Annotated in this window: 8 protein-coding genes and 1 pseudogene; 6 read left to right on the plus strand and 3 right to left on the minus strand. The window is 45.4% G+C overall.

The window, feature by feature from the left end:
• Positions 1-63: 63 nt before the first annotated feature.
• From M1L62_RS08305 to M1L62_RS08330, 6 genes and pseudogenes are all read left to right on the plus strand, one after another.
• On the plus strand, positions 64-3,339 hold the full coding sequence (locus tag M1L62_RS08305; RefSeq protein ID WP_254412569.1) for a histidine kinase dimerization/phosphoacceptor domain -containing protein: 3,276 nt from the start codon (positions 64-66) through the stop codon (positions 3,337-3,339).
• Positions 3,340-3,345: 6 nt separating this feature from the next.
• Entirely contained in the window at positions 3,346-4,095 is a 750-nt protein-coding gene (locus tag M1L62_RS08310; protein ID WP_254412570.1) for a LytR/AlgR family response regulator transcription factor, read from the plus strand.
• Positions 4,096-4,410: 315 nt separating this feature from the next.
• A pseudogene (locus M1L62_RS29805) lies at positions 4,411-4,641 on the plus strand (four helix bundle protein); the annotation flags it as partial.
• A gap of 261 nt (positions 4,642-4,902) precedes the next feature.
• A complete protein-coding gene (locus M1L62_RS08320) occupies positions 4,903-5,139 on the plus strand; it encodes a hypothetical protein (RefSeq protein ID WP_254412571.1) in 237 nt (78 codons plus the stop codon).
• 55 nt (positions 5,140-5,194) lie between these two features.
• Complete coding sequence (locus M1L62_RS08325) at positions 5,195-5,860, plus strand: peroxiredoxin (protein WP_254412572.1); 666 nt, start codon at positions 5,195-5,197, stop codon at positions 5,858-5,860.
• 73 nt (positions 5,861-5,933) lie between these two features.
• Positions 5,934-8,822, plus strand: a complete 2,889-nt coding sequence (locus M1L62_RS08330) for a T9SS type A sorting domain-containing protein (RefSeq protein ID WP_254412573.1) — start codon at positions 5,934-5,936, stop codon at positions 8,820-8,822.
• A gap of 131 nt (positions 8,823-8,953) precedes the next feature.
• Here M1L62_RS08330 and M1L62_RS08335 read toward each other — a convergent pair whose 3' ends face one another.
• From M1L62_RS08335 to M1L62_RS08345, 3 genes are read right to left on the minus strand one after another with little or no spacing between them, the layout of a single operon-like run.
• On the minus strand, positions 8,954-9,379 hold the full coding sequence (locus tag M1L62_RS08335; protein ID WP_254412574.1) for a rhodanese-like domain-containing protein: 426 nt from the start codon (positions 9,377-9,379) through the stop codon (positions 8,954-8,956).
• A gap of 4 nt (positions 9,380-9,383) precedes the next feature.
• Positions 9,384-10,868 (minus strand): hypothetical protein, encoded by a 1,485-nt coding sequence (locus M1L62_RS08340; RefSeq protein ID WP_254412575.1) that lies wholly within the window; start codon positions 10,866-10,868, stop codon positions 9,384-9,386.
• 21 nt (positions 10,869-10,889) lie between these two features.
• Entirely contained in the window at positions 10,890-12,212 is a 1,323-nt protein-coding gene (locus M1L62_RS08345; RefSeq protein WP_254412576.1) for a DoxX family protein, read from the minus strand.
• Positions 12,213-12,235 lie beyond the last annotated feature (23 nt).

Genomic DNA, 12,235 nt, shown 5'->3' on the forward strand with positions numbered 1-12,235 from the left:
TTTTGTCTGGATTAAGAAATGAGTTTTGTTGATTTCCCTCTCAGTGCTTCATAGCGTTTTAAAATGACCGGTCTCATTCTGCTTTTCAAGCAACGTACGCTCCTTTTGTGCTGGCTGCTGGCCATGGCTTTTGTGGCTAAAGGTCAATCTTTTTCAGGGCACAACGATTCTGCACGGATTAATTCTGACTATACGATTACGAAAAGGCTGCTTTCGGTTGAAGACGGACTTGCCTCTCATGAAGTATTTTGTGGTTTGCAGGATTCTACTGGCTTTCTGTGGTTCGGTACGCGAAATGGCTTGAACCGTTACGATGGCAATAGCACTCTGCTTTTCACAAGGCAGCGTAATAAACTACAAGACAACAAGATAGTTCAACTGGCAATCGATGACGCCAACCATCTGTTTATCGAATATGGAAGTACGGGATTTCAGCTTATTACAAACGGGAAAGTGGATGTGATGGACGCCACGACCAAAGAAATTAAAACACTTACTGCGGCATTTCCCAACTTACCTTTCAAAGAGCGTGATGTGTACTGGATAGCCAATGACGGCACCGGTGAAGTTAGTTTTTTAACGGCATTTCCGTTCCGGTTTTGGAAGTACTCCTCCAAAAAGGGTTTCAGGCTACGCTATGAGATGAAAGACTGGAACAAAATCAATTTTACATTTGATCATCGGATTTCCGGTCCCTATTGCAGCTTCGTCGAAGGAAAAGCCGTTTTGAAATTAGCCAATGATGAAAAACAATATTTCGTAACCGGTGACACGGTGGTTGCCTTCCGCCAGAACGGTGTATGGCGCTCGTTACCCATTGCATTCACAGACAAAAATGAAGTTTTAATTACTTATAACAAGGCTGTCAATTCTGATCAGTTTTCCGTCGATCTGCTCACAGCGAAAGGCAAACTGAGCCCTGTCCAGGATCTGGCCAAATATAATTTAGGTCCTGTGAAAGGTCGGTACTGGTATCAGGCCGGTATCGCGCCGGGTGGCGCTGCTTCATTTTTTTACATCGGTAATGATGCGCTGTATCTATGGAATAAGCATGCGTTTGTGAAAGTTCTCGACAAATCCGAGCTCAAAGGTTTCGAAAATCTGTTCGTATACCAGCTTTTCCCAGACAAACTTGGCAATCTCTGGTTATGCACCTCCCTGGGTGTTATGCAGATGAAACTCAAAAAAAACCGGTTTAAACCTTATTTTTCGAGCAGTCAGCAATCCATTCAGTCTAATACTCAGGCCAGGGGCATTTATGCAGACAAAGACGGAAAAGTTTTTTCAAATATATGGACACATACTTTCGGCCAAGATGGGGCAAAAATTCAGGCGGTCAGGCACGATGCGATCAATTATGCACTCGTGAGGCACCGGTCAGCATTGTACACCGGCGGTTATGTACTGTCGCGATATGATGACTTAAAAAATAAAGTGACAACATTTGCGGACGGCCTGATATCTGAAATATGGTCGATGCACTCACTGAATGACAGCCTTTTACTTCTTGGCAGAAGCAATGGTTTCTCCTTCTTCAATTCCAACAGCGGTAAATTTGATTCACTGCCCATGACAACCGCGGCCACGCCAGCGGCCAAATTTGTATACCGATTTTTTACGGGCAGAAAAGATACCGTGTGGGCAGTGGCGGAAAATGGTTTATATAAATTGACGTTTGACCATCGACGATTGACCGCCGGCCATAAAATATCACCCGCAACGATCAATCGACAATCGTCAATCGTCAGTTATCAATCGTCAACGGTCAATCATCACTGGGCCATGACCAAACTCCGCTCACCATTTTTAGACAGGTTGACGTTATTAGACGCTTGTCAGGATCCGGACGGGTCATTCTGGCTGGCTACCAATGGTGAGGGACTTTACCACTGGAATCCCAAAAACAACTCGGTCAGGCAATTTAACATCACTGCCGGTTTCCCCTCCGATGTTTTATACAGGATCGAACCCGATAATTTCGGAAACCTCTGGATCAGTTCAGATTACGGACTAATCCGTTTTAACCGAAAAAGCTTTTCAATCAATACTTATACCACCATTGACGGCATCTCTCATAACGAGTTCAACCGGACGTCATCATTCAGAGGTATTGACGGCCGACTGTTTTTTGGTGGATTAAACGGTGTGAATGCATTCGACCCCAGAGATTTCAGGACCGATATCTCCGACCCTCAGGTGCCTTTGCGGATCATTGCATTTAATCAGTTTGTCGGCTCGCGAAATGAATTGATCAACAAAACAACCGAATTATTGCTCCATTGTCATATCCTGCTAAAACCCAGCGACAAATTCTTCACACTTGACTTCCAGTTACTAGACTTTACCAAAGACGAAGGGCACCGGTATGCCTATAAAATTGAAGGACTTGATAAAAACTGGAATTATATCAATGAAAACTCGGTTCGTATCAGTGGATTGCCCTATGGTGACTTTACGTTACGTATTAAGGCGCAAAATCGGGAGGGCGCGTGGAACAAGCGGGAACTGAATATTCCGATCACCGTTTTAAAACCTGTTTATTTCCAATGGTGGTTTATTACAGGCGTAGCATTTGCATTTCTACTGGCGACTTATTTCATTATTCAACTCCGGTTAAAGCAATTGGCCGAAGAAAAAAGAAAACTGGAACAGACCGTTAACGAACGGACGATACAATTGAAACAGTCACTCTCGGAACAGTCGGCGCTGCTTCTTGAAAAAGATGTGCTGATGAAAGAAATCCATCACCGGGTGAAAAACAATTTACAGGTAATTTCGGGTTTACTGGAACTGCAAAGTAAAACACTGAATGACGAGACGGCCAAAGAGGCTTTGCGGGAAGGTCGCAACAGAGTAAGGAGTATCGCGCTAATTCACCAGAATCTTTATCAGTTAGAAAACCTCAGTACCATTAATCTGAGAAGGTTTGTAACTGACCTGTGCAGGCAGGTTCAAAGTGTATTTCAAAGGCAAAAAACGGTTACGATTGCGATAGACATTCCCGATTTGCATCTCGATATCGACTCTGCGGTCCCACTCGGTTTGATTTTGAACGAATTACTGTCCAATTCTTTCAAATACGCGTTTACGAATCAGGAGGCAGGCGAAATCAGCCTCGCAATCCATACCGTGGATGAAGGGAAATACCAGTTGTCTTATACCGATAACGGCCCCGGTCTGCCGGTGGATTTCGACTTATCCAGGGCAACAACACTTGGCCTGCAACTGGTTAATGACCTGGCGCGGCAGATAGGCGGCAAAGTTCACTATTCGGTGAAAAGTGGCGCCGCCTTTTCGATTAATTTTACCAATCGCGATGTGCGTAAAAATCAAGACTAAACCCTCATGGCTGTTTTAAAAATTGGTGTTATTGAAGATGAACTCGTCATTGCCCGGACGATTTTGGGGACTCTCGAAGAGCTTGGTTATTCCCATTGCGGACCGGCTATCAATTACACAGAAGCGCTGGATTTACTTGAAAATCAAAAACCGGACCTTGTGCTGCTGGATATACAATTGGCCGGTAGAAAAGACGGATTTGATGTGGCCGAAAAAATCAACGAAACCTATCGGATTCCCTTTATTTTCCTGACAGCCAACAGCGATATTGAAACGATTGACCGCGCAAAAAAGGTGAAACCACACGCGTACATTGTTAAACCTTTCACGAAAGAAGAACTGTACGCAGCCATCGAAATCGCATTCAGCAACTTTACCGGCAACCAGATCGAACTAAAATCAGAAAACAACGCTTCGTCTCCAATCAGGAATTTTATGTTTGTGAAGGACGGTTATGTTTTCAGAAAAATATTCTTTGATGAGCTGTTATATCTGGAAAGTGAAGCCAATTATGTTCTTCTTCACCTGACATCGAAAAAACGGATCATGGTACGTTCTACCATCAATGATTTTATGGAACAGCTGGATCCGGAGCGGTTCATTCGTGTCCATCGCCGTTTCTCAATAAACATCAGTTTTATCGAGAATATCTTCCCAAACGAGCTTTCTCTTCAGGAAATCAAAATCCCCATCGGCAAATCCTATCGCGACGAGCTTTTCAACGCACTTGGGATAAGGTGGGGGGTTGATCATTGATCGTTGACGATTGACCATTGTCTATGGACGATTGACAGAAGAACATTGACGATGAAAGAGTGACCATAGACGAGTGTTTTAGTCAAACAGCTACTACGATTTATGATCCTAGCCATTCCCCCGCAATCGTCAATCGTCATTGCTCAATCGTCATTCGTCAATTATCATTCGTCAACGGTCAAATAAACTATGCCCTTCAAATTTGAGAAATTGGAAATATGGAAATTGGCAATTGAATTTGCTGATGAGGTTCATCTGTTAACCCGCAGATTTCCGAAAGAAGAAATGTTTTCACTTACATAACAATTCAAAAGAGCTGCTGATTCTGTTTCATTGAATATCGCCGAGGGTTCCATAGGCCAGTCAAACCCCGAGCAAAGGAAATTTGTTGGATACTCCATTCGTTCATTGGCCGAATGTGTTACCTGTCTTTATCTCTCTGAAAGGAGAAAATATATCACCCATGAGGAATTCGCCTCCTTCGATAAACGCTCCGAAGAACTTTTCGCAAAAATGAATAAGTTCAGGAATAGTTTGGGGTCCTGACCGATGACGATGGACCATTGACAATTAGCCATCGTCTAACGGATCATGAAATACGGTGAATGTTCAAAAGAAAATAAGCAAGGGACAGTCGCTGACGTTCAAATGACGATTGACTATGGCCGGGCGTCAATCGTCCATGGTCATTGGTCAACAGTCAATCGTCAACATTCCATCGTCACCCCTCAACAATCAATCGCCCCCGCACCTTCCTCCCAAACCTCCCGTCATTCGTCCCGGATCAGAGACGTTCGTCCCTAATTTTTGGCCATATCCCTGCTTCAACCCACTTTTGAAGGCACTATGGCGTTGATCGATCTGGATAAAATTATTATTAAACGAACCATACTGGGAATCCGTTGCACGGCTTGCGGAGGAAATCTGGTTGTTTCCAATAGAAAATCCATCGCCGGACGGCTGGCGCGTGTGATTTCGTTCGGAGCCGTCAAACCTGAAAGCTATGTGTGCGAAACCTGTAAAAAGACGTTTCTGCTACTATAGGCGATGAAAAAGTAAAACTTTACTCTACTATATAAACCATTAATCGAAAAACTTTATGAGTCTCAGACTAAATGACATCGCTCCTGATTTTCAAGCCGATACCACGCAAGGTACGATCAGTTTTCATGATTGGGTTGGAGATGGCTGGGCTATTCTCTTTTCACACCCAAAAGACTTCACCCCCGTTTGCACAACCGAACTAGGCTACATGGCAAAACTTGCTCCCGAGTTTCAGCAAAGAAATTGCAAGGTGATTGGTTTGAGCGTAGACCCGGTAGAAAGCCATGTAAAATGGGAAAAAGATATCGAGGAAACCCAAGGACATGCGGTGAATTACCCCATGATCGGTGATCCCAACCTGGCAATTGCAAAATTGTATGATATGCTTCCGGCAGAAGAGCCGGGAACGTCGGAAGGTCGGACCGCTGCCACCAATCAGACCGTGCGCTCGGTCTTTATCGTAGGTCCTGATAAAAGGATAAAGCTTAACCTCACCTACCCGATGACCACGGGCCGCAATTTCTACGAAATACTCCGTGTGCTGGATTCCATGCAGCTAACCGCCGAACACCGCGTTGCAACGCCGGTAAACTGGAAAGATGGCGAAGATGTCATCATCGTTCCGGCGGTTTCCGATGCAGAGGCTAAAGAAAAATATCCGGAAGGATGGAAAACACTCAAACCATATCTGCGCATTATTCCTCAACCAGGAAAAAATTAACGTGTTTTCTGCCCATTGACCGTCGACTATCGTCGGCTGTCAATGGGCAACCGTCAATCTAATCCCTGAAAAAATGAAACAAATTATACAATCTGTCGCAACGACCTGGCGAAAATCCACACGGTTATTGCTGCTCCTCCCGGTTATGTTATTAATGACCGTGACCTGTGTCTTTGCACAAACCACCTGGACAGGCGGCGAGAGTTCTGACTGGAATAATGAGGCCAATTGGTCGGCAGGAGTACCGGATAATGACAACGCCGCCATCATTCCTGACGTAACAAATGATCCTGTTATCCAAAGCGGCGCAGTGGCCTTCGCCAAATCCGTACTTATTCAAACGGGTGGTGCACTGACCATTACCGCAACCGGCAGCCTGACTATTAACGGGCAAGCCACATATGAGATACCATTTACATTCAGTACTGGTCTGAACAACCTCGGCACTGTAACCAATAACGGCGAGCTTATTCTGGGCTCGGCGGGGAGCGTCGGAACTTATGGTATCGTCAACCAGGGAATATTCAATAATAATTCGAATGCGGAAATTCGAATTGATAACGCTGTTGACACCGGACTTTATAATGCCGCCGGCACCTTCACCAACGCAGCAGAACTTGTAATCGGAGCTTCGGAAAGTACAGGTCTCCATGGTATCTGGAACGAGGCCACTTTCAGCAACAACATTGGCGGGCACATCCACATTGACCGCTCATCGCTTCGCGCCCTGGTGAACCATGCCGACGAATTCAAATCTACACACGCAACCTTCAACAATGCCGCAGCCATTACCATCGGAGCTGCCGCCAGTGTTGGGACTGTGGGTATCCGTAATGTTGCGACCTTCAATAACAACGCTGGCGGTGATATCAAAATAGATCAGGGAAGCGATATCGGACTTTACAACAGTTCAGGTACATTTACCAACAAAGCCGCCATCACCATTGGCGCGCTCAGCAGCACCGGTATTCATGGACTGGCAAACGAGGGGACCTTTGACAACAGTACCGGTGGAAACATTCAGATCGACCGTTCAAGCGGATCTGCATTATACCACGCAGCCGGAACGTTCAATAATACGTCAACCCTTGTCATCGGATCGGTAGCCTCTGCCGGAACGACAGGTATAGAAAGCCAGTCGGATTTTAACAACAATGCAGGCGGAAGTATCAGAATAGATCGTACCACCGAAGTTGGCCTTTATCATATTTCAGGAACTTTCACCAACGCTGCAAATGTCACAATCGGCGCAAATCAAAGTATTGGCATTTATGGTGTGAGAAATACCGGAACATTTAATAACACAACCGGTGCTATCAAGATAAACCGTGCCTCGAATGCAGGATTGTTTCACGCAAATCGCGACACGCCTTCTCCCAATGCGACCTTTACCAACACGGGGGATATCACGATCGGGGCTATCGGTGCGACCGGGAGTGCAGGTATCGAAAATCAGGCCTTATTCTCCAACAATACGGGCGGGCATATCCATATTGACAACACAAGCGACATCGCGTTGAAAAACCCGTACGGAACCTTCAACAATGAGGCTGATATTATCATCGGAGCAACAGCCAGCGTCGGGACTTACGGCCTGGTTAACCGTGCTTCATTTAACAACAACACGGGCGGCCATATCCGTATCGATCGCTCCAATGACACCGGGCTCTATCATGCTGCCGGAACCTTCACCAATGCCGCCGCGATCACCATCGGGAAGGATAACAATATCGGAATTAATGGTATCTTCAATGAGTCTGTTTTCAACAACAATGCTGGCGGAGACATTCGCATCGACCGCTCGACCAGTTCTGCGCTACGAAACTTCCAGAATACTTTTACAAATGCAGGAAGCATTACCACGGGAGCTGTGTACTACGCCGGGGACTACGGAATCCGTAATCAGGCAACTTTCGAAAATAGTATAGGCGGACAGGTCAAGATTGAATGGTCGCATGATGGTATTTATAATCAGATTGGCACATTTAACAACGCAGGTACCGTTAGCATAGGCTCCGCAAATGGTGTCATACTTATGCTTACAAGAAGCGGGGTCGGTAAATTCAACAATAATGCCAATGGGATATTAAAAGGTACAGGGACAATCATGCCATCTGCCCTTGTTCTCGTCGGCGGAACGTTGTCGCCCGGTTTTTCACCAGGAAAATTGACTTTCAACGATAGCCAGAATTTCTCCAACAGCAATATGGACATCGAAGTAAACGGAACCGGCGTAGCAGGTGTGAATTTTGACCAGATTGCGGTAACCGGGACTGCTACCTTAGGAGGAACACTGACGGTTTCTGTCAACTATACGCCTACAAATCTTGATGAAGTAAACATTGTCAGTGCCACGTTGATATCGGGTTCGTTTTCCGTTGCCAATCTCCCTCCCGGATGGAAACTTGTTTATGCTTCCAATGCAGTCAAACTGGTTTACGATTCTACGCTGCCCGTAACATTGGTCGCGTTCACTGCCCAAAAAGCCAATTCCGCTGTAAGTCTGCATTGGCGTACCACCAGTGAAATCAACAATAAAGGATTTCACGTCGAACGGAGCCCAAACGGATTAAACTGGAATGAAATCGGTTTTGTGGATGGTAACGGTACAGTATCTCAAACGCAGCATTACGTTTTGGAAGATAAAAGTCCAATCGCCGGAATCAACTACTATCGCCTGCGCCAAACCGATTTTGATGGAAAAACGGAGTATTCTCGAATAATATCTGTTGACTTCGAAGATCCGGCAAGGAACATTACCGTGTGGGCAGACGCTGGCAGACAAGCTCACATTCAAACCGAAGACAATATCGAGCAGGTAACAGTTTTTGATCTTTCAGGTCGGATCCTGCTGCTGTCGAAAGCATCAACCCTAAATCTGTCGATGTTTCCCAATGGACTGCTATTGATCCGCGTTCAAACCAGCCACGGCGTTGTGACCAGAAAGCTGTTGCTGCTGTAATTCTCAACGTTTTTATTATAGAGTTTTTAACTAAAATATCCTGCCGGAAATGGTTCCGGCAGGATATTTAGTTAAGGAGATAAAAAGTTATACCGGACAAAGCGTTTCCGGGAGGTTATCATAAATCCAAATCACGGTTTCGGCGAAACCGACGCCGTTCCCTGAGCCTTTGTACCCGTCTCAACTGCCTTTCCTTCATGCTTCCAGCCCAGAATTCCGCCTTCCAGATTGACTACATTTTTAAATCCCTGCCCGGACAAGAAATCGGCTGCGGCGCTGCTTCTTTTGCCACTGCGGCAATAAACATAAACCGGCTTGTCTTTATCCAGATGCTGGGTATGTTTTTCAAATTCTGCCTTATCCTCCCAATTCGCGAGGGTCGAGCCTTTGATATGTGCCTCTTCATACTCGGCCGGACGTCGCACATCTAAAAGCTGGATTCCTTTTTGCTTAATAGCCTTGTCAAACTCCTCCGCTTTAACATTGGATTTGCTCTGGGCAAAAACACTGACCGATACAGCCAACAATAATGCAATACTTAAAAACACTGCTTTCATAATTTTAAAATTTAGATTGAATGGTTTCACTGTAATAATCCCTTCTGCGCTTTTTCAGGGCATAATCTTTACTGACCCTGTCGAGCACCACATAAATGGAATCTTTTCTGTCATCGATTCCTGAAATGATAATTCTGTCTTTGGAAGGCCTTTGATAATGCCAGGTCAACGGAGCTATGCTATCCGTTTTTGCTGCGGTTTTCGAATCGCTCTTTTTCGCCCTGGAACCCGATTCTTCTTCATTTTTTACACGGTTTTTATCTTGCAGAAAAAGGATGTTTTTGGAAGTATCCGCGTCATAGTAAAAGAACCTGCGTCCTCCGCCAATGCCGGCGAGTTCATAACTCCGGTCGACGTCTTTGGTTTGCGGCGTGCCGTTTGCCAGCGAAATACTGACCGGGCGGTTTACCTCATAAATCAGTGTAGAGAATTTTTCGAAGATCACACGCTGCCAGCGAACGGTGTCGAGTGGTGTGTAAGGCAGTATTTTATTATTGATCTTAAACTCAGTCACATTGTACAAGCCGGCCGCACCTGCCAGCCCGGGGGTTTTAGGCTCTTTCAGTCTGCCCTGATTGTAGTGCATGTCATAGCGTATCCAGCCATAAACAAAAACAAACCCGAAAACAACGGCATATTTAAGGCCGGCAAGACTGTAAGTCACCCAGTTTAATCTGTAAACCGGTACATATTCTACGGGATTGACATCTTGTTCCTTGATCAATAATTTCCACACATAGGGAATTTCATGAGCGAGCACAAACGCCGAAAGCAGCGAAAAATAGGCGCTATACACATGCACGCCGCCGTCATACGCATGGTTCGCATGGGCGATGTTGTACAAAACGCCAAGATTAATAACGGCTCCCAAAACCGACGTTGCTCTGAAAAACATCAGTGCACCAGCGAACACCTCGATAAATCCAAGGAATATTTCGTACCAGATGACAACACCAACCGATTGCCAGTAAATCTTATAAGCCGTGTATTCGCCGATGGTCGCTTCCAGATTGCCGATCGATGGAAAAGGCATTTGCATCGGGAACAATTTCAAAAATCCAAATGCGATGATTCCTATGCCGATACGATACCTGGCCAGGGTTCTGATCCAGTAATAAAGTTCGTTGTATTCCTTCCGCTCCTTTTTACGAATTGCAAATGTCCATACGGCAGCCCCGACAAACGCAATGAGCAATGCAACTCCCCAGTTTGCGTAGCTGAACAATCCCCAGCGCCCGCTTTCTCCGGGAATTTTTACAAAATCGACACGATATCCCGTTAACGTTGAGAAAAACTCAAACAGGGATTTTACCGTAAAAAGTTTTGTATACCACTCGACAGTCAGCGGTACGATAAGAATCGCAAAAAACAGGAATGCTACACGGAATAGTACTCTTTCCCAGGGTGCCCAAAGCGGAAGCACCGGTTTTACTTCCTCCGCTTTTTTCCGCTGTTTGCGCAACGGCTGACTTATTTGAATTTCAGACATAACGGTGCCTTTTTTAATGTATCAGTTGATTTTTATCGGTTTTCTACGGCCTTCTTTCAGCAGGTATTTTTTGTCCACCTTCGTCAGTACAATACGTACCGAATCCTTGTCTGCATCAGTCCCTGAAAGGATGATGGTTGAAACATCAGGCCGTGCGTAATGGAAGTGCAGTTTCTCCGTCTTATCGTTTTTACCAAACAATTCGATTTGTTTTGAAACCGTGTCAGCCTGATAAGCATAGAAATGTCTTCCGGCGTTTCCGGCAGACTCGTAGTTTCTTTCCAAAGCATAATCCACGGTGGTACCTGAAAAATCAATTTTTGCAGAACGGTTCGTCCTGATGCTGATCGTGTTCCATTTTTCAAAAACCACATTATTCCACCGCAGCGAATCCGTAAGTGAATAAGGAATTTCACGGTTATTGATCCGGAATTCCGATACATTGTAAAAACCATAAGCATTGCTTAAACCAGCCTCCGTGGGAAATGGCCAGTTGTCTGCCAAACCGGCATAGGTTTTCACTCCGTAAAAAAGAAAAAACAGTGCAACCGAGGATTTCAAAACGATTCGGAACGTTCTGAGCCAGTTTTGGACAATAACAGGTTTAAAGCCCGCGGCTCGTGTTAATTGCCTTTTTACAAAAACGCTGTATAACCTCGGCAAATCGTAAGCCAGCAGGAACAGCGCAATACTCAGCAAATAAGCACTATACACATGCTCACCGATTTCGTATGCAAAGTTGGCGATCACAATATTGGTCAGTACAAAAATGATGACTGACGCCCCGATCGTAGCCGTCCTCCGGAACAGCAGCAACACCGCGCCGATGATTTCAATCAGTCCGATCGATTGCTCGTAAAAAGCAGAACCGATACCGGTGCTCAGCGCGTAAATTTTCCAGGGCAGATAATCGCCGTAACTGGTATGTAAATCACTCAGTGTCGGTTCCGGCAGTTGCAGTTTGAACAATTTCAATACCCCATAACCAATAATACCCACGGCCAAGCGGTACCTCAGCAATACGCGGAGCCAGTAATACAACTGATTATAGTCCGTGCTTTTTTTGTCTGCGATACTCCATACCGCGCTGCCGGCGATTGCGATAATGAGGATAACAAGCCAGTTGACAAAACTTTCAATTCCCCAGATACTTCCGGGAGAAATGAACGAGGGCATGTAAGTCGTCAGCCGGAACAGCTCCTGAAAATGAGGAGCCAGCCAATTGATACTTACAACCGTTTTATAATATTTCCAGTCAAGCGGAAACGCCTGGATGAAAAAGTAGATCAGAGCGGTACGAAACAGGATCTTTTCGTATCCTTTCCATGCTTGTGTTGTTTTCATAAAATCGATGGCCATCGACGGGC

The organism is Dyadobacter diqingensis (assembly GCF_024220585.1).
Classification (GTDB): domain Bacteria; phylum Bacteroidota; class Bacteroidia; order Cytophagales; family Spirosomataceae; genus Dyadobacter; species Dyadobacter diqingensis.